A 26,135-nucleotide genomic window follows, 5' to 3' on the forward strand; every position below is an offset into this window, starting at 1 on the left:
AATAATCCTAAAGAGCGTTAACCCAAAATTCACTTTACTTGCGCAAAGTAGAGCTGTGTTTTTTCAAAAACATGGGAAAAGTAAATGTTAAAATTATAACAGCGTTACCTCCTGAACACATCTACTGATTAAAATAAGCAAGAATAAAACTATAAAAATTAGAGGCGTATAATGTTTTCAGGTATTATAAACTACGAATATCTCATTTTTATTATTAGGTTAAACTCCAAATGACACCGAAAAACGTATTGTTTATACCTGTTTCTTCACCTTCAGGTATAGGTGAATATATGCGTTCATTAGTAATCGCTAAAGCACTTTTATTACAATGGCCTAAAATAAATATCCACTTCATCCTAAATAACCAAGTAGATTATATTAAAGATTGCCCGTACACCGTTCATACCTGCCAAAACTCTCCAACTAAAGATATTAAAGGTGTTAACAATATAATCAAAACTGTTCAGCCTGACTTAGTCATATTTGATGCTTCAGGTAGGGCAGCACACTTTAAACAAGCTAAGGCTGTAGGTGCCAAAGTTGCATTTATTTCACAACATAATAAAAAACGAAATAGAGGCCTAAAAATAAATCGTTTATTATTTACCGATATTCACTGGGTAGTTCAGCCCAATTATTGCATGAAACCTTTGAATGCATTACAAAAAGCAAAGCTTCGATTATTTAATAAAAAAGAGCCCAAAAATATTGGTCCCGTGTTTGACCCTAATAATAAAAAAAATCAACAAGCGGTACTCAAACAATTTTCATTAATAGAAGAAAATTACTTTGTTTTCAATGCGGGCTCAGGAGGACATTTAATAGAAGGAAAACTTGCGGCAGATATTTATTATCAAGCCGCGCAAGCTTTTAATTTAAAAACCCAAATAAAGTGCGTTGTTATTTTTGGCAGTAATTATCCTAAAAACATACCTGAAGCGTTATTAGATTATTCATCAACGCTAGATCCAACAGAAAATAAAGATGCTAATAATACCAGTAACATTATTGGTATAAAAAACATTGATAATGCGGCATTTATTGCTCTAATTAGCGCTGCACAAGGCTGTGTAATAAGTGCTGGAGACACAATATTACAATGTATTGCTTTACATAAACCTTGTACAGCAGCACCTGTATCATCAGATCAACCAGTTCGCTTAACACACTGTCAAAATAAAAAACTCGTTCTCCCCGCAAAACCGACACCTGAAGACTTAACGAAACAAGCACTTCGTTTAATTGATAAAAAAGACGAACTCAGCCAAACTCTTGTGAAAAATATGGCTCAACAAGCACCAATAGACGGCTTAGCCATAATTATTGAAGATATAATCTCTTTATTTACGAAGGCACCAGACAAAGCAAATGATAAAACGCTTAACAAAAGGAACAATACAAAATGAAAAATATTGCCATAGTAATTGATGGTTTGACTGGTGGTGGCGCAGAAAGAGTCATGATAAGTTTAGCGACAGAACTAATTTCTCAAGGCAATAAAGTTACGATTTTATCGTTAAGTAATCGCTGCGACTACATCATTCCAGAAACTATTCCTGTTTTTTACTTGTTCCCTCATAAGGCGTCTAAAGTTGATCGTTTTTGGCAGAAAAAAGCCAGTATTAGAAAATTAGAAAATTGGTTTAAAGACGCTCAGCAACAAGGAAATACATTTGATTTAATATTATCTAATTTAGATAGGAGCAATAATTTACTTGCCCAAAGCTCAATAAAACCTGTTTTTTATATTGTTCATAACAGTGTAGAAGAAGAATTAACTCGACAAAAAAAATTAGGTTTACTCGCTTACTGGTACTTACTTAAATCAAAGAAAAACCTTTCGGGGAAAAACTTAATTACGGTATCACAAGGAATTGAACAAGAAATAATTAAAGGCAATACGATTACGCCCAAAAGTATTAGAACAATTTATAACCCATTCGACATTAACGATATTCAACAAAAAGCATCAATAAGTAATTCGGCCATCCCTTCTGAACCATATATTATTCATGTGGGCCGCTTGGCAAAACAAAAGCGACACGATATTTTGTTCGCTGCATTATCAGAAGTAAAAACAGATATAAAATTAGTTTTGTTATGTAATAAACCAGAAAAAGCAAAAAAACTGGCTGCAAAATATGGCGTATCACATCGTTTAATTTTACCTGGCTTTCAAAAAAACCCATACAATTGGATAAAAAAAGCTAAAGCCCTAGTTTTAAGTTCTGATTATGAAGGTTTTGGAAATGTATTATTAGAAGCGATCACCTTAAACACAATGGTTGTTAGCACTGATTGCCCACATGGACCTAATGAAATATTAACTAATGAACTTAGTCAATTTTTAACACCTAGACGTGATCATAAAATGCTTGCAGATGCTATAGAGCGTGTTTTATCGTATGAAATTGATTTATCTAAGGCTGACATTCTTTCTAAAGTTACAGCACAACAAATTAGCCAACAATATTTATCATTAACTGAACACCAAGATTGACAAAACTAGCGCCCCGCCAATTAAATTTTCATAGTGTTATTTCTTTTTGTATAAACAAAATAAACGGCTAACTCTAAAAAACGAAAGCAACTAATTAAAGACGGTTCAATTAAAAAAGCATAATCTATAATGAAAATTTATAGATTTTCATTGACACTATCTAGTTAAATGAGTTACTAATAATCACAAATAAATATCAATGAAACTAATATTAAACAATAATATGAATTTTTTAACCGCTACAACTAAAAATTTACTCCTCCTCGTAGATAAAATACGCGGATACTGTTTTATTGTTTAAAATTTATAAAGAATAAATATCAAACCCGCGCTATAATTCGCGGGTTTTTTTTTGCCTGCGTACTTAAGTGTATAACCGCCAAGGACATAACCATGAATGACAAAGTAATAATATTTGATACGACCTTAAGAGACGGTGAGCAGGCATTAACAGCTAGTTTATCAGTAAATGAAAAAATCCAAATAGCTCAAGCGTTAGAGCGTTTAGGTGTAGATATTATTGAAGCGGGTTTTCCTGTATCTTCACCCGGTGATTTTCACTCAGTGCAAGAAATAGCTCGCACCGTTAAAAACTCTATAGTGTGTGGTTTATCTCGTGCTGTAGAAGCTGATATAAAAGCCTGTGCTGATTCAATGAGTGTTGCTGAACAATTCCGTATTCATACCTTTATCTCTACCTCAGATGTTCACGTACAGCAAAAATTACGTAAGGGTTTTGACGATGTTGAAGCTATGGCATTACATGCAATTAAATATGCACGTAACTTTACTGACGATGTGGAGTTTTCTTGTGAAGATGCTGGCCGTACACCAATTGATAACTTATGTCGTATGGTTGAAAATGCAATTAAAGCAGGCGCGTCAACTATCAATATTCCTGATACTGTAGGTTATACTTTACCTAACGAGTTTGGCGGAATTATTACACAATTATTCAACCGTGTTCCTAATATTGACCAAGCAGTAATTTCTGTACATTGTCATAACGATTTAGGTTTAGCAGTGGCCAACTCAATTTCTGCTGTACAAGCGGGTGCGCGACAAATTGAATGTACCGTTAACGGTATTGGTGAACGTGCGGGTAACTGTTCATTAGAAGAAATTGCGATGATCATGAAAACGCGTCAAGATTTAATGAATGTTCATACGAACATCAATCATCAAGAAATTGCTCGTACCTCCAAGCTAGTTAGTCATTTATGTAATATGCCAATACAACCAAACAAAGCAATTGTAGGCAGTAATGCTTTTAGTCATTCTTCAGGCATTCATCAAGATGGTATGTTGAAAGCGTCTAATACTTACGAAATTATGACACCTGAAAGTGTCGGCATCAGCAAAACAAAATTAAACTTAACCTCTCGTAGTGGTCGCCATGTAATTAAACACAGAATGGGCACATTAGGCTACAACGAAGACGATTTCGACATTGAAGCATTATATGAAGACTTCTTAAAATTAGCTGATAAAAAAGGCCAAGTATTTGATGATGATTTAGAAGCCTTATTATTTAATATTCAACAACAAGATAGCCAAGAGCATTACCAAATTTTAGATATTAACGTACAGTCTGGTAGTGGTGAATTTGCTACAGCGGGCGTTAAATTAAGCGTAGGTGATAAAATACAAACAAAATCAGCTACAGGTAATGGTCCTGTAGATGCGCTATATCAAGCTATTAAAAAAGCCGTTGATGAAGAAATTGAAGTTGCTGATTATAAAATATCGAATAAAGGTGCAGGTGAAGACGGCTTAGGTGTCGCTAATTTAGTCGTAAAATGGCAAGACCGTAATTTTCATGGCTACGGTATTGCAACCGATGTAATTGAAGCGTCAGGGCAAGCATTTGTATCAGCATTAAACGCAATACAACGCGCAAAACACATTGCCGCATTACGTGAAGAACGTAAAGCAAATAAATAGTAATAAGAATATTTAAAGCGGACTTACTACAAAAATTTACCACAAATAGCTGAATGTACTAGTAAGTTCAACAAATTAAGTAACAAATAAAGTAGGTAAAGAATGTCTAACATAGCAATATTAGCCGGTGACGGTATTGGTCCTGAAGTCATGGCAGAAGCAAAAAAAGTATTAGCAACCGTTGCTGAAAAATTTAATTTCGACCTTACCTTGAACGATTATAATGTGGGTGGCTATGCTATCGACAATGACGGTCAAGCACTTCCCAAAAGTACTATTGAAGGGTGTGAAAAAGCTGACGCTATTTTATTCGGCTCTGTAGGTGGTCCTAAATGGGCAAACTTACCTTCTGCTGAACAACCAGAACGCGCTTCATTATTAGGTTTACGTGGCCATTTCGGTTTGTTCTGTAATATGCGCCCTGCTAGCTTAATTTCTGCTATGTCGCATCTTTCACCTTTACGTGCTGATATTTCAGGCACAGGTTTTGACATTCTAGTTATGCGTGAATTAACCGGTGGTATTTACTTTGGTGAACCTAAAGGTCGTGCTGGTGAAGCGGGTAGTGAAGACGAATACGGTTACGACACTATGGTGTACTCGCGTAAAGAAATACGTCGTATTGCTCACTTAGCTTTTAAAGCAGCGCAAAAACGTAATAACAAAGTAACGTCTATTGACAAATCAAACGTATTACAAGCCTCAGTACTATGGCGCGAAGTGGTATTAGATGTTGCTAAAGAATACCCTGACGTTGCATTAGACCATATGTACGTTGATAACGCCGCTATGCAATTAGTTAAAAACCCAGCACAGTTTGACGTAATGCTTTGTTCTAACCTTTTTGGTGATATTTTGTCAGACATTTGCGCAATGATCACTGGCTCCATGGGACTTTTACCTTCAGCAAGCTTAAACGAAGAAGGCTTTGGTATGTACGAACCAGCAGGCGGTAGTGCTCCTGATATTGCAGGAAAAGGTATTGCTAATCCGATTGCACAAATTCTTTCTGCTGCACTTATGCTACGTTATAGCCTTAACCAAGGTGATGCTGCACAAGCTATCGAAAAAGCCGTATCAAAAGCATTAGACGATGGCTACTTAACGGGTGATTTATTAACACCTGAAAGTACAGCTACGGCAAAAACTACCGCTGAGATGGGTGAAATCATCTGCGCTAACATTAAGGAGCAGTAATCATGGCAACTACTTTATACGAAAAATTATATTTTCAACATTTAGTTGAAAGCAAAGAAGGTGAAACACCACTTTTATATGTAGATCGTCATTTAATTCATGAAGTGACTACCCCACAAGCTTTCGCTAACTTAAAGTTTCATAACCGCGTTGTTCGTCGTCCTCAACAAACCATAGCAACGATGGATCACAACATATCAACGCGTAAAGCAGATATTGATGCTGCAGGCCCTGCAGGTGCTAACCAGTTACGTACTTTAGAAGAAAACTGTAAAGAATTTGGTATCAAACTTTTTGGTATGGGTCATAAAAACCAAGGTATTGTTCATGTAATGGGACCCGAGTTAGGTATTACTCAACCAGGTCAAATTATTGTATGTGGTGATTCGCATACAGCAACACATGGTGCGTTTGGCGCATTAGCTTTTGGTATTGGTACTTCAGAAGTTGAGCATGTATTAGCAACTCAAACACTTCGTCAAAATCGTGCTAAAAGCATGAAAATTGAAGTAACAGGTAAAGTAGGCAAAGGTATTAGCGCTAAAGATATTATCTTAGCCATTATTGGTAAAACGGGTTCAGCAGGTGCAACAGGCTATGTTGTTGAATACTGTGGGGAAGCTATTGAAGCATTAACCATGGAAGAGCGTATGACCATTTGTAATATGAGCATAGAATTCGGTGCAAAAGCTGGCTTAATAGCTCCAGATCAAACAACATTTGATTACTTACAACATAAGGAATACGCGCCTAAACTAGACGATTGGGATGCGGCTGTCGCTTATTGGAAAACATTAAAAACAGATGATAATGCAACATTTGATCATGTATTAACCTTAAAAGGTGAAGACATCAAGTCGCAAATGACTTGGGGTACAACTCCAGGACAAGTAACATCGATTGATTCTGTTGTTCCATCTCCTGACGACTTTTCTGATCCTGTTGAAAAAGAGTCTTGTGTTAAAGCATTAAAATACATGGGATTAACTGCAGGCACTAAATTAACAGATGTCACCGTTAATAAAGTATTTATAGGCTCTTGTACTAACTCACGTATTGAAGATTTACGCGCTGCAGCCAGTATCGTTAGCGATTACGCGAAACAGAATAAAAAAGTATCTGATACTGTTGATGCTATTGTTGTACCGGGTTCATACCGCGTAAAAGCCCAGGCAGAAGAAGAAGGTTTATCACAAATATTTATTGATGCAGGTTTTGAATGGCGCTTACCCGGTTGTTCAATGTGTTTAGGTATGAATGATGACCGTTTAGAGCCAGGTGATCGCTGTGCTTCTACATCAAACCGAAACTTTGAGGGCCGTCAAGGTCGTGATAGTCGTACTCATTTAGTCAGTCCTGAAGTTGCAGCGGCTGCCGCAATTGAAGGTCGCTTTGTTGACCTTAACGCTAAATAGGAGCAAGTAATGGAAAAATTTACATCACATACAGGTTTAGTTGCTCCGTTAGATATGGCTAACGTAGATACCGACCAAATTATCCCAAAACAGTTTTTACAAAAAACAGAACGTATAGGTTTTGGTCAGCATTTATTTAATGATTGGCGTTATTTAGACAATAACGGCACACAAGAAAATCCTGATTTTGTTTTAAACTACCCGCAATATAAAGGGGCGAGTATTTTATTAACACGTGAAAATTTTGGTTGTGGTTCAAGCCGAGAGCATGCTCCATGGGCATTACAAGAGTTCGGCTTTGATGTAATTATCGCACCAAGCTTTGCTGACATCTTTTACGGTAACTGTATCAACATAGGCATTGTGCCAGTTAAATTAACTGATGATGAAATTCAGCAGTTATTTGAAGCGGCAGAAGCTAACAACATCCATATTACGGTTGATCTTCCTAGCCAAAGTATTTCATGTGGTGAGTTAACTTTTAATTTTCAGATGAATACATTCCACAAGTATTGCTTAGCTGAAGGTGTTGATAGTGTTGGTTGGACATTAAATAAAATAGACTTAATTGAAGCGTTTGAAGCGAAGCGTCCAAGCTGGGCTTAATAACAATCTCAAGCATTAATTAGCTTAGAAAATAAGAGCAATACTCTTCAAATAAATAAAGGCAACGTTCATTTATAATGATACGTTGCCTTTTTACAATAACCTGATACATATAATAATTCCCTATTTTTCCGCAACTAAATTACAACAGTAATTCCATCACAAAAATATCAATCATGAACTATAATTTACCTAATAACTGATTTATGATGAATCTATCGATTTATACCTAGTAAAAAATTAGTATAAAAATAACTAAAACGTCTCACTTAGGATTTTAAATGTCAAACTCGGATAATGTTTTAGAAAAACAAAAAAAAATACCATTAAATCAATTAACCCTTGGTATGTATGTTTTATCCATTTTCACTAAAAATAAAGACGTAAATATAAAATCTGAAGGCTATATATTAAAAGAATCAAGCATCGAGCAACTGAAAAAATCGCATGTAACTTATGTGATCATAGACCCATCAAAAACCAAACAAAATGACGCCACAAAAGACAGTGAAACAGCTACAGCAGAAAAGTCATCAATACCCGAACCTAAAGATCTTACAACCTCTTTAGACAAAGAAATTAAAACGGCTAATAAGCTTTATAACAACGCTAAAGCCTTACAAGAAAAAATATTGCAAGATATCACTTTAAACAAAATTATTGACACTAATGCTGTTCAAGAAAGTACTGACGCAATTGTTGATTCCATTTTTAGAAATCCTGATGCTCTTTTATGTATGACTCGCTTAAGGATGAAAGATGATTATCTTGTTGAACATTCTCTTAATGTATCTATTCTAATGACCATATTTTGCAAGCACTTAAACATTGAGCGAAAGGTGATGGAACAACTAGCTTTAGGCGCTTTTTTACATGATATAGGTAAGGTTCTTATTCCTGATCATATATTACATAAGCCAAGTAAGCTTACTTCAGATGAATATGAAATAATGAAAACTCATGTAGTTTTAGGTGTAGAAGCACTTAAAGAAACCCCTCACGTTTCTAATATTGTAATGTCAGTTGTAAAAGAGCACCATGAGCGAATCGATGGGAAAGGTTACCCAAATCAATTAGAAGCTAAAGACATCTCTTTATATGGCCGTATGATTGCGATTGTTGACAGTTACGATGCAATGACAGCAGAAAGAGTATACAAAGCAGGTATGCACCCTATTAGAGCTTTTAAAATACTGATGAGTGAATCACCCAATAGTTATGATAAAGCATTAGTTGAGCAATTTATTCAATGTTTAGGGCTTTACCCTATTGGGACTCTCGTAAAGCTAAACAGTGGTAAAGTAGGATTGATCAGTCGTCTTAACAAAAATAAACCACTAAATCCTTTTGTGCGCGTTTTTTACAATACGCGTTTAAATCAAGTGATCACAATGGAAGAGCTAGATTTAAGTAAGCCCAAATACAACGACCAAATAGCGAGTTGTATTAAACCAGAAGAATTTAATTTAGATTTACTTAAATTTTTTAAAAATGCTTTTATCGATTAGTTTTTCCTATACCCGGCAACATTGAATGGAAAACGAGCATGAGCTAATTCAAAGGAACAATATTAATTCTATTACGGCCATTAGATTTAACGTCATACAATAACTCGTCAGCCTTATTTAATGCATCAAGTCCGCTATGTTTGGCACTTTTTCCACAAACGACGACAGCCCCCACACTTAGTGTAAGTTGTTCAGAAACATTTGAATACTCATGTTTTATTGCTTTTAAATGCACAGCTTGCATCATTTTTTCGATCAATTCGAGTGCTGAGGTAATATTGCAATCTGCACAAATTACAACAAATTCTTCTCCTCCATACCGAGCAACAAAATACTCTTTACTCGTACAGGCTTCTTTTAACGCAATAGCCACCTGCTTTAATGCTATATCGCCAGCACCATGTCCATAGTTATCATTATATAATTTAAAAAAATCTATATCGATCAATGCTATCATCATAGTGGCTTCATTCAATTGATTTTTTGCAACTTCATTTTTCAGAACAACATCCATCTGGCGACGATTAAAAACCCCCGTTAAAGCGTCTAAATGAGCAATATCGTGTAGCATTTTACGTTGATTAATTAACTCTAAATGCATCATGACACGAGCAATAACGATATTCGGCTTAAAAGGTTTATAAATATAATCGCAACCACCTAAATCAAAGCCTCTAGCTTCATCATCATCATTGGCTAACCCCGTAATAAAAATCACTGATATGTTCATGGTTTCAGGTGTTTTTTTAATAACGCTGATAACTTCAAATCCTGATAAATCAGGCATAACGACATCAAGTAACATAAGGTCTGGCAAATGTTTTTTAGCTAGCTCTATTGCTTGCATACCGTTTTTAGCAAAAATAATTTTAGCTTGCTCTTGTAGTAAGTCTCTTAGAATTTTTCTATTCGACTTATCATCATCTACAATTAAAATCGTTTGTTCCAAAATTTATCTTTCCTAAATATACAATGAGTAATTAAACCTGAGTTATTTTTTCTATTAAAGCATTCACACTAGTGATTGCTTTCGAGTACTCTATATCTTCTATATAATCAACAATTTGCTCTGCTTCTATTTTAAATGCAGTATGACGAGTAGACTGAATAAATGCAGGTAATAAATCTTCTACTTCAGCATTTTCTTCTTGCAATAACGTTAACATATTACGACTAATATCTTGTAATGATAATAACTCTGAATTGGTTCCTGACATATTTACATAATTCTCAACCACAGGCGAACAAGCTAAAAACACAAGATTAAGCTCTGCACAGACTTGATTAAGCAATTTTTCAATTTTTGTTTTATCTGTTTGGCCTAATTCAGGAGTAATATTATTACTACCTATCAATACTTCAAGCTTATCGGCAAGTGTTGATAATGTGTATGCTCCTATGTATGCGGCATTAGACTTTAAAGAATGAATTGTAATATAAAGCTCTTTATAACTACGGTCATTGAACTGTGTTTCCATTAGCTTCATTGTGTCAGAAGCGCTGTGATAAAAGCCAATGACAATTTTTTTAAATATCTCTTCACGGCCTTCCATCATAGTTAAAGCTTTAGTCGCATTAATTTCTTTTAAAGCCGTTATATCTTTTATAAATTGATCGTGCGGGGTTTTACCTCTACAAGGAAGCTTATTAAAAGAATTTTTACTCGAAGATTTTTCTGCTTTCAAAGGTAGGTAATAAGGTTCAGATACACTAAAACACTTGGCAAGTAAGGTTATTAACGATTTAGGATCAATAGGTTTAGTAAAGTATTCATTCATACCTGCATCGAAACATTTATTTAACTCTTCAGGTACAACATGAGCTGTCATTGCAATAATAGGAAGATCTTTAAATTGTTCTTGCAGTCTAATTTCTTTGGTTGCCGTTATTCCATCCATTACTGGCATTTGTACATCCATAAAAACTAAATCGTAGGCTTTATTGGCTAGCTTCTCTAATGCTATTTTACCATTATCTGCAATATCTATATTGACCTGAGTTTCTTCTAAAAACCCTAAAACAACTTGTTGATTTAATTCATTATCTTCAACTAATAAAATATGCTTATTAGAATAGTTTACGTTTAAAGTGCTATTCAAATGATTGGAATCTGGTTCAGGTGTTAGTTTAAGTACATTTAAAATAGATTCTAATAATAAAGTAGGTGTTACTGGCTTTTCTATAAAAGCGTCGATACCCGCAAATTGAGCCATAGGTATCGCTTTATTTTTATCGAAAGCAGTAACCATTAAAACAGCTTTAACGTGATAATAGTCTGGTTCTTGATTAATTAATTGGGCAAATTCAATACCATCTACATCGGGCATTTTCCAATCAGTAATTACAATATCAAATGGACATCCAGCTTGATTTCGCTCTTTCAACAATTGTAGAGCACTAATAGCATCATTAGTCATACTTACATTACAATTATATTCACATAATGCATCACTAATAATGTCTAAACATATAGGATTATCATCCACTACCAGTATTTGTAATTCGTCCATCAGGTGTAAATTTTGAGGGGTTAAAATAGAACATTCAAGCGCTTCAAAGACAATAGTAAAACTAAATTTACTCCCTTTGCCTTCTTCACTTTCAACCCAAATATCCCCTCCCATAAGACTGGTTAATTCTTTACAAATAGAAAGCCCCAATCCGGAACCACCATATTTACGTGTAATAGAACTATCTGCTTGTGAAAATGATTTAAACAATTGTTCAATTGATTCTTTACTAATTCCTATACCTGTATCTGACACACTAAATTCAAGCACACGTAAATTATTGAGATCAATTTCATTATTATAAATAGGCTGAGTTAATATAGGTAAACGATCGCTGCTGACTTGTTTCACTTCAATATGAACATGCCCTTTTTCTGTAAACTTAATCGCATTACCAATTAAATTAACCAGTATTTGCTGTAAACGAACAGGATCAGATTTGATTTGTTCCGGCACATTTTTATGTACTTGAACTACCAATTCTAACTCTTTAGCGTGAGCACGAAGAGCACAAATGTTATTAGCTTTTCTGATGAGTGTATCTATTGTCATAGGAATACATTCAACACCCATTTTACCTGCTTCAATTTTTGAAAAGTCTAAAATATCATTAATAAGACCTAATAACGCGTGAGAAGCGTCTTGAGTTTTTTCAAGTAAGTCTCTTTGATTTTTATCTAACTCTGTTTTTAATGTGATATGACTTAAACCAATAATGGCGTTCATTGGTGTTCTAATTTCATGACTCATTTTTGCAAGAAAGTCACTTTTGGCTTCCATTGCGTGTTCTAGCTCTAACGTTCGTTCTTTAACTTGTCGCTCTAAATTACGGTTGATATCAAGTAATTTTAGATGTGTTTCAACCCGAGATAACAACTCGTACTTAGAAATAGGCTTAGTTAAGTAATCATTACCGCCAGCTGAAAAACTTTCGACTAAATCAGCTACCTGATTTTTTGCTGTTAAGAATATTATCGGTAGTTCATTAACTGAATAAGTTTCTCTGATTTTTTGGCAAACTTGATATCCATCGACTTTCGGCATCATCACATCAAGTAATACAAGATCAAATGGTCGCTGCTCAGGAGGTAAGTTTTCACTTTCTTTTTCAATAATATCAAGTGCTTCTTGACCACCTAACGCTTGCGTTAATTGATACCCTTTAGGAATTAAGTGATTAGCTAAAACCTGACGGTTAATGGGGTCGTCGTCTACAATAAGTATGCTGAACGTGCGCTCTTTGTTATCCGCTGTACCTAAATATTTTTCAGAGTCACTCATATTAAAAAAGTAATCTATTTCGTCATCTAAAGGCTGTAAAGTAACTAACGACTGCTCTAATGTATTTGTCAGCACTGCACTGCCTTCTGTTTCTTTAATTTCCTTTTTACTGGCTAAATTGAGATAAAAACTAAAGCAACTTCCATGGTTTTCATCAGGTAATGGTATTGAACTTACCTCTATAGAACCACCGTGCAATTCAACCAACTGCTTTGTAACAGCTAGGCCAAGCCCTGTTCCACCTTCTAATTTTAGTTCTGTGTGCTCAGCTTGCTTAAACGAGTCAAATAAACTTTCTAACTCTGATGCTTCAATCCCAATCCCCGTATCTTTAACACGTATAAAAGCTTTTTTACCAATGACATTAGCAGATACGGTCACCTCTCCACTTAATGAATATTTAATCGCATTGCCAATCAAATTAAATAAAATTTGTTGTACTCTATCTTCATCCGCCATAACAGGGGGGAAATCTGCAGATATATTATTAACTAACAAAAGTTTTTTGTTTTTTACCGTAGGCTTAGAAAGTGCAATAACAACATTAACCATACTGCATAAATCAATAGGTTTTGTTTGCAAGGTTAAGCTGTGATTTTTTAATTTAGAAAAGTCTAAAATATCATTGATTAAGTTAGATAAACGATAACCACTAGATACAACCATAGATAAATCGTGAGTTGCTTTATCGGGTAATTTACCTGCAATGCCATCTATAAGCGACTCTGCCAACCCAATAATACCATTGAGTGGCGTACGTAATTCGTGTGAAGTATTCGCTAAAAATTCATCTTTCAGTTTATCAACACGGGTTAAACGAATGTTAAGAGCCTGTTCACGTAAATGTTTAATATGTTGACGGTAAATAAGAAAAAAGATAATCCCTAAAATAGCGATAAGATATAATGTATAAGCCCACCAAGTTTCCCATAAAGGCGGTAAAACGTTGAGCTTTATCGTTTTACCTTCTTCATTCCAATATCCATCACCATTACTGGCTTTAACTTTAAACACATAATTACCAGCCGGTATATTGGTGTAAGTTGCCCTTCTGTTTTTAGCGTCGGTATAAATCCATTCACTATCAAAACCTTCAAGTTTATAGGCATATTGATTGTTCATAGGTTCAGCAAAATGGAGTGCAGCAAACTCAAAAGCAATCACTTTTTCGTGGTAGCTTAACGTTAATTCATCTAGTTCATTAATTGCGGCGGGTAAGGCAAAGTTATCTTCTTCTATTGGTTGCTTTGTTTTATTGGAGCTTATTTTATTTAATTCAGTGTCGTTTAATAAATTACGCTTATTAGCTATTCTAACGGGTTTATTCAATAGAAAAAAATCAGTTAACACCACTTGAGGTATGCTTGTATCATCTTTTATATTTTCTGGATAAAAATGGTTATAACCGTTTACACCACCGAAAAACACCTCACCACGTTTACTTTTATAGTAACTTAATGCATTAAATTCAGTATGTTGTACCCCATCGTTATTATCATAATTCTTGAAACGTTCTGTTTTAGGGTTAAACTTCGAAAGTCCTTTATTTGTACTCAGCCATAAATTGCCATCAAGATCTTCAATAATCCCTACAACACTGTCATTAGCTAAACCATCTTTTTCTCTGTAATGAATAAAAGACTCAGATATAGGATCAAATTTATTTAACCCTCCTTTTGTCCCTATCCATAAAGTGCCATTTTTAGCTTGAAGAATGGAAAGAACATAATTATGACTTAAACTTTTCTTATTATTTACATCATTCAAATAATGCGTAAATATATTCGTTTGAGGATCAAATTTATTTAGCCCTCCTGATTCTGTACCCAGCCATAAAAAACCATTATTGTCTTCATAAATGGCCCAAATACTATCATCTGATATACTGTTTTTATTATTTACTTCATGGGTATAACGTTTAAAATAATCGCCTTCAGAGTCAAATCTATTTAGTCCTCCTCCCCAAGTTCCAACCCATAACTCTCCAGTTTTACTTTTAAATAGAGTTAATACATTATTATTACTTAAACTTTTTAAATTATCGGGAGTATTTACATAATGAGAAATACTATTTTCAACTATATTAAATTTATTTACTCCTCCCCCAATAGTACCTACCCAGAAAGTATTATCATCTTCGGCAACTAACGCAGTTATAACATCACTTGAAATACTATTGGTGTTATCTATTATTGTTTTACGGAGTTCATAAGTATTACTTTTTCTGTCATATATGTTTAACCCCCCACCATAGGTGCCAATAAGTAATCTATTCTTTTTCTCTAAAAAGCTTAAAACGATATTACTTGATAAACTGGTATTTTCTGTATTGCTATGGTTAAACTGTATAGTAGATCTATCAAAACGATTTAATCCTTTTACAAAAGTACCAACCCAAACGCCTCCAAATCGATCTTTAGTTAATGTTGTAATTTCTGCATGGCTTAAGCTTTTGTTTTTATTTTCTTGATGAGTAAAATGGCTAAGAGATTTGCTTTTAACATTATAAACATACCCCCCATTTTTAGTGCCAATCCATAAATTATCACCTTCTAATAAGAGCGAACTAATGTATTGATTTTTTAAAATAGATAAAGGTTTATGAGCAATAACTTTAAGTGCATTAATATCTAAAAAGGCAACCCCATCATCAGTGCCTAACATTATTTGAGTACCGTTAAATTTAACCATTGAGGTAATAGTAGAACTAACATTATCTACTGGGATAGCCGTAAAAGATTGGCTAACCAAATCAAAATAAAATAGACCACTATTAGCCGTAGCGATCCAAATTTTATTATTATCAGGCAATAAATAATTGATATCTAAATCAGAAGCATTAATACCCGTTTCTAGGGGATGATTAAAATGTATAAATTTATCAGATGGCCGTACTAGATGATTTAAGCCTTTTTTAGTACCAAACCAAAGCCCCCCTTTTTTGTCTTGTGCAATGGTCTTAACTACACCATGACTGAGACTTGTTGATTCATTTTCTAAAAATTTAAAATGTGTAAAGCCTTCAGTCTTTTTATCAAATAAAGTAATACCTTGACCGTTTGTTCCAAACCATAAATTACCAGCAGAATCTTCCAGACTTGATATCAAATCATTACTTGATATTGACTTATTATCATCTGGATTATGTCTGTACACCTTAAACTGATAACCGTCATACTTATTTAGACCGTCTGTGGTTCCAACCCACAAAAAACCTTGACTATCATAAAGCATTGTTTGAGCTGTCGCTTGTGATAAACCATCTTCTAATGAAAAATGGGAAAATTGTTTATTAGATATTTCTATAGAGAGTGCAATGTTGCTGATAGCAGTAAAAAGAAATAAAAATAGAATGATATAAATGTTAGAGAAACTGAATTTAGATGAATTCATAAAATTGATTAATTTTTTTAATTTATATTAATAGCTTATTTTGTGAATAAAAATCATCTTTTGTAAAGGCAATATTTCTTAAATAACAAAAGAACTATCGATCAATATCAATGATTGACAACAATTACCTTTATTCCTTATTCTGTTAACGTAATTAACTGAATAACTTTAAAAAACAATAATTTTACAAGGAATTAACATGTCTGATACAAAAACCAATGTTGAGCAACTTCATGAAGCTGGTGCTTTGGATAAAGATAGATTACATGAAGATCACGTCAATGCGATAAACCAATTATCTCAAGAAGAAGTAGATCATTTAAAATCAATTAATAAAAAAATTCAGAACCAGAGTGGTCAGTCCGTTGGGATTATTCTTTAAGTGATAGGTAAAACAAATAAGGGAATAACTCACTTTGAACGTTTGCAAGCTAACTTAAGCTTTTTAAGTGCTAGAGCTGCAGATATAAATAACCAATTTACTCAGCTGGCAACACATCCTGCTGTGTGTATAGAGCATATATTTATCAATCAAATGGTCGCTAGAGCAACCGTTCCATTGATGGAAGAAGTTATTAATTGCGCAAATACAATAGACAATGATCCTGTTTGTGCACCATTAATAAAGTATATGGAAAAACATATTGCTGAAGAAACAGATCATGACCAATGGTATGTTAACGATTTAGAAAAATTAGGTGTATCACGTGAAGAAATTTTTTCACGTATTCCACCTTCAAATGTTTCTGCTTTAGTTGGTTCACAATATTATTTAATTCGCCACCACCACCCTATCGCCTTTTTAGGGTATATAGCTTGTTTAGAAGTTAATCACCCAACCGTTGAATATGTTGAAAGTTTAATTGAAAAATCAGGATTACCCGCGGAAGGTTTTAGTACTATTTTAGAACACGCGGTTATCGACAGCCAGCATGGGCAAGATATTATAAATACAATTAACAGCTTGCCACTAACTGAAAAGCATTTTAGAGCCATTGAAATGAGTGCATTTCAAACCTATCGTTATGTGGCTTTAGTGATGGAAGATGTTTGCAGAGCGGCTCCTAAAAACACGTAATTTAAAACGTTAAGTTATATTAATTTAAAAAACCTTAATAATATTATTAAGGTTTTTTTACACAAAAAAATCAATAATTGAAGAGATATTATGGAAGCGTTATATAAAACAACGGTACAGCCTGATTGTTATGATCATAGAGATCACCTTTTTTGTGATCTTCATGGAGAAAACTCTTCCTCTTATTCTCATATTTCATGTCCTGTTCAATTAAAAACTAAAATAGCTGAGCATATTCATGAAAAAGTTGATTTACGCCATTTATTAAATTCCCCCATAATTAATCAAGGGTTATTAAATTCTTGCTCTGCTTGTGCGTTGTCGGTTGCCGCTGAACTCTATTTTGTTAACGAAAATAGTTCCTTACTAAATACCAACGCTATTCATAAAGATCAACTTAAGCAAACCGCAAAATCATTAAACGCATCACCTATGTTTATTTATTACCACGAACGCGTATTAGCAAACGAAGTTGATTTCAACAAACCTGTTTTTATTCGAGATGGCATTAAAGTTTTAAACAAACACGGTGTATGTTCTGAACCGCTATGGCCTTATCCTGAAATGGCCTACCCGAGCAGTATTGCCTCTGTAGTTAAAACCGGAACATTTCAAGATGTTCAATTAGAAGTAGCCAAAGTTTTAAAAGAAAATGCAACCGAAATACACGCAGCAATCACCGAGAAACCTTCTACAAAAGCGATAGAGCAAGCAAACCAATACAAAATTATTCGTTATTGCAAATTATCAGTAAAGGATGATTTAACCGAGCTAAAATTATCGTTATCAAAAGGTATACCGTTTATTTTTGGTATGATGGTACCTAAAAGCTTTTTTCTTATCACCAATAACGGCGTGATGACTATGCCAACTAAAGACGAGATTAGGTTAGGTGGTCATGCCATGTTAGCGGTTGGTTTTGATGATGAAAAAGAAGTGTTCATAGTAAGAAATTCGTACGGTGATACCTTTGGCGATAAGGGCTATTGCTATATCCCTTATCAGTTTTTTTTAAGTAACTACAATACGACTGAAGGAGAAGTTAATAACACTTTTAGCTATTGGTGTTTATCTTCCTTGTAACGATAAACACGTAATATTATTGGAGGAACCTTATAATTCATCCGCCGCTTTAACTAAATCAATACAACCGCTAGGAGCATCTTGATTGTCTAGCATATCTGTTGACTCTCCTATAAAAGCGAGTGACATATAACATTTACTTAAATGGATCATTAAATGATTTTTAATTAAAAAATCAATACTTTCTTCTAATGCTTCTTCAGTATATGTTTCTTCTGCTGATTGATAATACTCAGTCAGTTTAACGAGCAATCTTGCTTTAGGTGTTGGTTCTGCAATCATTCTGTATATAGTCGCGGTTAAACCTGTAAGTATATGAGTAAAATTTGTTGCGACTTTACGTGTATCCATAATAATTATTTGTGACCCTTGGTCAACCATAAATAACATAGGTAAAGATCCTTCTAACCAAGAGTTACTCCACTCATTTAAAATATTTTGTACTTTTTCATGAGCCGATGTTTCAGATGTAAAAGTAAAGTTTAAGGTATAGATCCCTTGTGTTTTATCTGTTTGCTTAATAAAAAAATAAGCTAAATTAAAGAGTTTATTTTTTGATAACGGATAAACATACTGATAACTTTTAGTGGGCTCTAATGTTAAACCAAACTGTTCAGGATTATTAAAGTAAGGACTAAAACGGTGATAACAAATTTTTGCCATTTGATCGAAAGGTGGGTGTAAGTGCGATACCAAAGGCAACCATTCTGCCATTTCATCGTACCACGATGCTTGCTCAAAAGGAGCGTCGCATAATAAATTCCACGTTACCCTTACACCATAACTTCTACACCATTTTAAAGCCGCTACGTTTTGAATAGCCGTCGTACCTTTTTTAATAATTTTAAGAAAGTCATCATGTAATCCTTCAATACCGGGCTGTATCCACTTTATACCGGCTTTAGCGAGTTTTTCTACATGGCCTTTTTTTAAATTAGCTTTGGTTTCATAAAAAATATTATATTCATATTTATCGGCTAGCTCAGGCAGTACAGTGTTCATGTATTCTACAGGGAGAATATTATCCACAATAAAAAATTTGCTCACATTATACCGAGTGGATAAATAATCCATTTCTTCAATGGCTACTTCAGGTAGTTTTGAACGATGATCCATGCTTCCACCATTTAAACCGCAAAAAGTACAATGTTGTTTAGCCCCCCACCAACACCCTCTCGATGTTTCAGCTAATAGCCCAGGAGAAATATATTCAGATAAATTAAGATTATTTAACGTATCAAAGTAGCTATCAAAAATAGGCGAAGACACTAGCGACATATCTTCCATATGTGCTCGTGGGGCTTTCTTTTTTATAGAAGCATCAGTAAAAATAGCTTTATGTTTTTGGGTAATAAACCCATAAGGTAGGTTACGGTTATCTATTGAATCACCTTTAACTAATTTATCAATAAATTCCCCAATAACATCATCACATTCACCAGAAAAAACATAATCAACCCAAGTAAATTCTTCACTGATGGTTTGCCCCATTATACCTTCGCAATTGGCACCTCCCATTAAAGTAATAATGGAGGGATCTGCATTTTTAATTTTTCTCAACAAAGCTAAGGACGCACAATTTTGTTGAAATGTTGATGTACACCCCACTATTTTAGGCTGTTTAGCTAATACACTTTTAGCCATATCGTCTATAAAATTTGTAGCGCTATCTCTAATAGATAACAACATTTGTTTTTTAGGCTTATCTAAATCTCTAAATAGTGCGAAAAAACCTTCGTCATCTAAGTCATTTTGCGGAAATGCTGATTGAGAAAAAGTCCATTCACCTATCAAGTAATCGTTAAAAGCGTTATTAATAAATTCGTATTCTGCCAAGCCTATTTTTTTAGCAAACTCTAAATTCCCATAAACTGAATGAACCGTATTTCCATACTGACTAATATAGTTTTCAAGTACACCTAGTGCTAAAGAAGGGGTACTAAGAGAGGTATAAGGCATACTGATCAAGCAAATATCTGTTTTCATATAAAACGACTTAATATCATAAACATATTATTTATATTCACTATAAAATTTAGTCATAAAGTTAACAAGATATAATGCCTTTTATAAAAATAAGATCATGATAAAACTTCTTCTAGATTTTGTTGTATGAAAAGCCTACTATGGTTTATATATTAAACAGTTTAAAATACAACAACCTAATAAACAGGTTGCTATTGCATTCGTGTGATTTTTATAACATGTCAATAATAAGGAGTTTAGATTAATGGATTTACAGGACATGAAAATACTCATTGTTGACGATGTATCTGAAAATATTCAGGTTGCAATGAATATACTAAAAGAAGAACACTACCTCTTATCTTTTGCCTCTGACGGCTTTGAAGCACTCGAATTAATCAAACATGAAACATTCGATCTTATCTTACTAGATATTATGATGCCCAAATTAGACGGATTTGAAGTATGCCGTCAGCTTAAGTTAATGGAAGAGCATAAAGATATCCCTATTATTTTTCTCACCGCTAAATCTGATATAGATTCAATATCTAAAGGCTTTAAATTAGGCGGCGTCGACTACATTGTAAAACCCTTTCATGCCGAAGAAATTTTATGTCGTGTCAGAAATCATTTAGAACTCTATAAAGCCAAAAACCTATTAAAACAAAACAATCTAAAGTTAACTCTAAAAGCAGGTTTTCAACACGAAAGATTAACAAACGAGTTAGAAGAAAATCAGCGTGAAATGATTTACATTCTAATGGAAATGATGGAATTAACATCAGATGAAACCGGCCAACACATTAAGCGTGTAGCTGAATCGTGTAGATTATTAGCCCATTATACAGATAGCTTAACTGAAGAAGACGAAATCATCCTATTCCATGCATCCCCCATGCATGACATAGGAAAAATAGCTATTCCAAAAGAAATCCTCCACAAGCCAGGAAAACTAACAGAAAGCGAATTCGACGTAATGAAAACCCACGCAGAAAGGGGTAAAGACTTTCTCAAACAGTCACATCGTCGACTTTTCAAATCTGCAGGAATTATTGCTTATGAACATCATGAAAAATGGGACGGTAGCGGCTACCCTAGAGGCCTTAAAGGCAACGAAATACACATATATGGTCGTATAGTCGCCTTAGCCGATGTATTTGACGCATTAACCCATAAACGCAAGTACAAAAACAGTTGGACAATTGATGAAGCGGTTGCTTATATACAAGCACAGTCTGGCTCTCATTTTGATCCCGCGCTAGTGAATATTTTTATTGAGCATTTAGATGAATTTGTGGCAATAGGAACAAACTAAACTAATGAAACAAACAAGCCTAATAACTCGCTTTTTATTGTGTATGTATTTGCTTAGTTTTATTTCAACCGCTCAAAACATTGATAAAGTAAAAAATACCGAACAACAATCTACAACATCTCACTCAATATTATCTCCTTCTGAAATATTATGGATAGAACAAAACCCTATTGTGAATGTAGGGGGAAGTAAAGATTGGACTCCTTTTAATTTCGCTGACGATTCAGGTAAGCATCAAGGTATATCAAATGATTACCTTGCGCTTATTACAAAATATACAGGGTTAACATTTAATATTTCGATTGCTAATTGGGACGATAATTTAGCTAAAATACAAACCGGTGAAGTAGACTTATTACCAGCGGTATACCACACAAAAAAACGTGAAGAATACTTAACTTTTTCGCAACCTTACTTCGAAGCATTAGACTACTTTTTTATTCATAAATCCTTAAAAGCTAAATCAATTGAAGACTTGAATGGAAAAACAGTCGCAATACCCAAAGGTTATGCTCATATAGAAATATTGCAAAAGCATTACCCACAAATAAAAATTTATTTAGTTAATACCTTTGGAGAAGCGATAGATGCCGTGTTAGAACGCCGTGCAGATATACTTTACGACACTTACGGAGCTCTTATTTATACACTTGAAAAAGAAGGTATAAATACAATAGTCCCCTTTAAATCAACCCGCTCAATTGGCATGCACACGATTCATATTGCCACCTTGAAAAAACATAAAACACTCGCCAGTATTATCAATAAAGGGTTATTAGCCATTACTGAAAATGACAAAAATAACATTTCTCAACGTTGGTTGCGCAAAGAACAAAAAAACACATCAATTCAACAACTATTAACTGTCGAAGAAAAACAATGGTTACAAAACAACCCTACGATTAAATACGGAGCAGAACAAAACTGGGCTCCGTACGATTTTGTTAATTTACAGGGCGAACATGATGGTTTAAGTAGAGATTACTTAAACCTTATAGGTGACCAATTAAACGTTCAGTTTGTTCCTGTTGTTGATCAATGGTCGAATTTAATCCAAAAAATAAAGCAAAATGAAATAGCGCTATTACCTGTTTTATATTATTCAAAAGAAAGAGACCAATATTTACAATACACCAAACCATACCAAACTATGATGGCTTATGTATTTATTCGTGATGATGTAACCATAAAAACCAAAGAAGATTGGAAAAATAAAACATTAGCAATACCTAGAGGCTACTCATCGTTAGAGATCATCAAATTAACCTATCCAAATATTAATATTATTGAAGTTGACGATCTAGCGAGTGCCGTATCTCTAGTATTAGAAAAAAAAGCAGAATTCTTAATAGACTCTTACCCTGTTATAAGTTTCTTCTTAAAAAACAATGGCATTACTACTATAAAGCCTTATAAGTCATTTAATTCTGATAAAAGCCATTACTTACATATGGGAGCCCTTGAAGAAAATAAAATACTCACAGACATTATCGATAAAGTACTAAAAAATACGCCTCAAAACGCTAAAGAAAAAATAAAAACACGCTGGTTAGGAAACCAAGAAAATAGTATTGCTAAAGCATTATTATTAACTAATGCTGAAAAAAAATGGTTACAGCAACACCCCATTATTACATTTTTAGGTGACCCAGATTGGTTACCTTATGAAGCAAAAGACAAAAATAATCAATACATTGGTATGGTGTCTGACTACTTAAAGGTTTTAGGCCAATCTCTCAATATAACGTTTAAATACATACCAACAAATACTTGGGCCGAATCAGTTGCGCTGGCTAAGTCGGGTGAAGTTGATCTTATTTCAACAACCGAACAAACATTTTTGTCTAACGAATTAGAATTTACCCAACAATACCTTACTAGCCCAATTGTTATCGTGATGAAAAATAACCAGAGGTTTGTTGAAAATATTGACAGTATCAAATCCAAAAAAATAGCGCTCGTCAAAGATTATGGCAACACATATCAAATACTAAACCAGTATCCTAATATTACATTTGAAAAAGTAGATACCGTAACTGATGGCTTAACGGCAGTATCTACAGGTAAAGTAGATGCTTTTCTTGGCACACTCCCTCAGGTAAGTTACCAAATATCTGAAATGGGAATTAACAACATTAGAGTCGTAGGTACAACAGAATTTAAAACCAAACTCACCTTTGGCGTTACTCCTAAATTATCGCCCTTAATTCCTATTCTCAACAAAGCATTGCAAACAATTCCCCCCAGTAAAAAACAAAGCATTGCCAAAAAATGGGGACGGTCTCAGTTTGTCACTAAAGTTGACTATCAATTAATTGCTCAAATTGTCGCTATCTTTATTATTATTCTAATTTTTATCATTTATTGGAATAGAAAACTTAAACACGAAATACTGTTAAGAAAAGAAGCACAAACCCAAGCAAAAGCATTACTCGATAATATTCCGCAACATGTTGTTGTTACAGACCTTAACGGTAATATTATTACAGCAAACAAAAAAGCTAAACTTGACAATAATATTAAAAGTATCGATATAAAAAAATTAAACATTGCTGACTTTTATCATGATATTAATGATAAACACAAACTAGCAGAAGAAATTAAAAAGCATGGCAAAATAGAACAACTTGTTATTCCGTTCAAACGTTATAATGGCTCAGTTCATTCAATGATGATTTCAGTTATCCCTCTCACCTACAAAAGTAAACCTGTTCTGCTAACTATTGCTGTTGATGTAACAGAACGTATCGCGATGGAAGCAGATTTAGAGCAAGCAAAACTGTCGGCTGAAATGGCAAACAATGCCAAGTCAGAGTTCTTAGCGAATATGAGTCATGAAATAAGAACCCCAATGAATGCAATTATTGGTTTTACAGAACTACTGAATGAACAAGTAACGGATCGTAAATTAAAAACTTTCGTCAAAACAATACAATCTGCAGGTAATTCTTTATTAATGCTTATTAATGATATTTTAGACTTATCTAAAATAGAAGCGGGTAAGCTAACCATTATTAAAGAACCAACCAGTATCAGCGGATTATTTGATGAAATAGGCAATGTTTTTTTAATGAAAGTTAAAAGTAAAAATATCGACTTTATTATTGATGTTTCAGATGAGATTCCTAATCACTTATTAATAGATAAAGCACGAGTGAGGCAAATTCTTTTTAATCTTGTTGGTAACGCGGTTAAATTCACAGATACAGGTTTTATTACTTTAAAAGCCAAGATAGAAAAAAGTACTCATAATCAAGAAAACCTTATTATTTCAGTACAAGATAGTGGCATAGGTATTTCAGAAAGTGACCAAGAGTCTATTTTTGAAAGCTTCAATCAACGTGAAGGACAAAGTGTTAGAAAATATGGAGGCACAGGGCTCGGCTTAACCATTAGCAGAAGACTAACTGAATTAATGAATGGAGAACTATCGGTTACTAGCGTTCTTAACGAAGGCTCTTGTTTTAGCTTACAATTAAATGCCATTGAAAGAATCTTATCAAACGAAGATATATCTACTGAATATACTAACGATATAACAAAATGTAACTTTTTAGGTGCCACCATACTGATCGTTGATGACATTGAAGACAACAGGCAATTATTAATAGAAATATTTTCATCACTTTCTATTACATTACTGATTGCTGAAACGGGTTTAGAGGCCATAGAACAAGCCAATAACAATGATATAAGTTTAGTCTTGATGGACATTAGAATGCCTGAAATGGACGGATACGAAGCCGCACAAATCATTAAGACATCAAAACCGAACGTACCTATAGTGGCATTAACAGCTTCAGTAATGAGAGACGATTACGAGCGACAACGACGCGAAAACTTTGACGGTTACCTACGCAAACCCGTATTACAAAAAGAATTAATTACTGAACTCAAAAAACACTTAGATCATGAGTTTGTTTCAAATGAAAATAGTAAGCAAATGACCCACAGCACTTCAACAATAATTCTTCGCAATAATGAATTATTAGAAGATCTTATTAAAACCTATGTCCCTATTTGCCAGCAATTACAAAAAAATAATCAACTCAACGGCATTATTAAATTTGCGCAAGAATTAGAGGTGTGGGCGAAAAAATATGAAGAGAATGCTTTAGCAGCTTTTGCACACGAGCTTTTTGCTGCTGCAGATGTATTCGATATCAATAAAATAAAATACCACTTACATCAATTTATGTTATTTACTGAAGAGCAATAAAAAAGCCTGCAATAAAGGTAGTGTTCAAAAATCTGTGTCATTTCAGTAAACTAGTAAAAACAGGAATGACACATGACAAATCAATTCAATTTCGAAGATGCAGTTAAAGCACTTCAAGCAG

15 protein-coding genes are annotated in these 26,135 nt (G+C 33.9%); 12 read left to right on the forward strand and 3 right to left on the reverse strand.

The window, feature by feature from the left end; translation table 11 throughout:
* The first annotated feature begins 230 nt into the window (after window positions 1–230).
* The 7 genes from B0X80_RS14790 (at window position 231) to B0X80_RS14820 (ending at window position 9,170) form a co-directional block, all read left to right on the forward strand.
* Entirely contained in the window at window positions 231–1,406 is a 1,176-nt protein-coding gene (locus tag B0X80_RS14790; protein WP_077341534.1) for a glycosyltransferase family 9 protein, read from the forward strand.
* Entirely contained in the window at window positions 1,403–2,500 is a 1,098-nt protein-coding gene (locus B0X80_RS14795) for a glycosyltransferase (RefSeq protein WP_077341536.1), read from the forward strand. The genes B0X80_RS14790 and B0X80_RS14795 overlap by 4 nt, the downstream gene beginning before the upstream one ends.
* Before the next feature lie 393 nt (window positions 2,501–2,893).
* On the forward strand, window positions 2,894–4,444 hold the full coding sequence (gene leuA / locus B0X80_RS14800) for a 2-isopropylmalate synthase (protein WP_077341538.1): 1,551 nt from the start codon (window positions 2,894–2,896) through the stop codon (window positions 4,442–4,444).
* A 102-nt stretch (window positions 4,445–4,546) separates the two neighbouring features.
* Window positions 4,547–5,641 (forward strand): 3-isopropylmalate dehydrogenase, encoded by a 1,095-nt coding sequence (leuB, locus tag B0X80_RS14805; protein WP_077341540.1) that lies wholly within the window; start codon window positions 4,547–4,549, stop codon window positions 5,639–5,641.
* A 2-nt stretch (window positions 5,642–5,643) separates the two neighbouring features.
* The gene (leuC, locus tag B0X80_RS14810; RefSeq protein WP_077341542.1) at window positions 5,644–7,056 is read left to right on the forward strand and encodes a 3-isopropylmalate dehydratase large subunit; all 1,413 of its coding nucleotides are present in this window, start codon (window positions 5,644–5,646) and stop codon (window positions 7,054–7,056) included.
* Between the two features lie 9 nt (window positions 7,057–7,065).
* Window positions 7,066–7,662 (forward strand): 3-isopropylmalate dehydratase small subunit, encoded by a 597-nt coding sequence (gene leuD / locus B0X80_RS14815; RefSeq protein WP_077341544.1) that lies wholly within the window; start codon window positions 7,066–7,068, stop codon window positions 7,660–7,662.
* Between the two features lie 281 nt (window positions 7,663–7,943).
* On the forward strand, window positions 7,944–9,170 hold the full coding sequence (locus B0X80_RS14820) for a cyclic di-GMP phosphodiesterase (protein WP_077341546.1): 1,227 nt from the start codon (window positions 7,944–7,946) through the stop codon (window positions 9,168–9,170).
* Window positions 9,171–9,213: 43 nt separating this feature from the next.
* Here B0X80_RS14820 and B0X80_RS14825 read toward each other — a convergent pair whose 3' ends face one another.
* A complete protein-coding gene (locus tag B0X80_RS14825; RefSeq protein ID WP_077341548.1) occupies window positions 9,214–10,119 on the reverse strand; it encodes a GGDEF domain-containing response regulator in 906 nt (301 codons plus the stop codon).
* A 31-nt stretch (window positions 10,120–10,150) separates the two neighbouring features.
* The gene (locus B0X80_RS14830) at window positions 10,151–16,354 is read right to left on the reverse strand and encodes a response regulator (protein ID WP_077341550.1); all 6,204 of its coding nucleotides are present in this window, start codon (window positions 16,352–16,354) and stop codon (window positions 10,151–10,153) included.
* A gap of 199 nt (window positions 16,355–16,553) precedes the next feature.
* Here B0X80_RS14830 and B0X80_RS14835 point away from each other — a divergent pair, with 199 nt between their 5' ends.
* From B0X80_RS14835 to B0X80_RS14845, 3 genes are all read left to right on the forward strand, one after another.
* A complete protein-coding gene (locus B0X80_RS14835; protein ID WP_077341552.1) occupies window positions 16,554–16,736 on the forward strand; it encodes an aroma-sacti cluster domain-containing protein in 183 nt (60 codons plus the stop codon).
* Complete coding sequence (locus B0X80_RS14840) at window positions 16,737–17,432, forward strand: iron-containing redox enzyme family protein (protein WP_077341554.1); 696 nt, start codon at window positions 16,737–16,739, stop codon at window positions 17,430–17,432. It abuts the gene before it with no gap.
* 90 nt (window positions 17,433–17,522) lie between these two features.
* Window positions 17,523–18,515, forward strand: a complete 993-nt coding sequence (locus tag B0X80_RS14845; protein ID WP_077341556.1) for a C1 family peptidase — start codon at window positions 17,523–17,525, stop codon at window positions 18,513–18,515.
* A gap of 30 nt (window positions 18,516–18,545) precedes the next feature.
* On the opposite strand, the gene B0X80_RS14850 is transcribed toward B0X80_RS14845, so the two are convergent.
* Window positions 18,546–20,501, reverse strand: a complete 1,956-nt coding sequence (locus B0X80_RS14850; RefSeq protein WP_077341558.1) for a RiPP maturation radical SAM C-methyltransferase — start codon at window positions 20,499–20,501, stop codon at window positions 18,546–18,548.
* Window positions 20,502–20,745: 244 nt separating this feature from the next.
* Between B0X80_RS14850 and B0X80_RS14855 the strand changes: the two genes are divergently transcribed.
* A complete protein-coding gene (locus tag B0X80_RS14855) occupies window positions 20,746–21,795 on the forward strand; it encodes an HD-GYP domain-containing protein (RefSeq protein WP_077341560.1) in 1,050 nt (349 codons plus the stop codon).
* Between the two features lie 4 nt (window positions 21,796–21,799).
* On the forward strand, window positions 21,800–26,014 hold the full coding sequence (locus B0X80_RS14860) for a transporter substrate-binding domain-containing protein (RefSeq protein WP_077341562.1): 4,215 nt from the start codon (window positions 21,800–21,802) through the stop codon (window positions 26,012–26,014).
* Window positions 26,015–26,135: the final 121 nt, after the last annotated feature.

It is taken from the genome of Pseudocolwellia agarivorans, assembly GCF_002000085.1.
Lineage (GTDB): Bacteria > Pseudomonadota > Gammaproteobacteria > Enterobacterales > Alteromonadaceae > Pseudocolwellia > Pseudocolwellia agarivorans.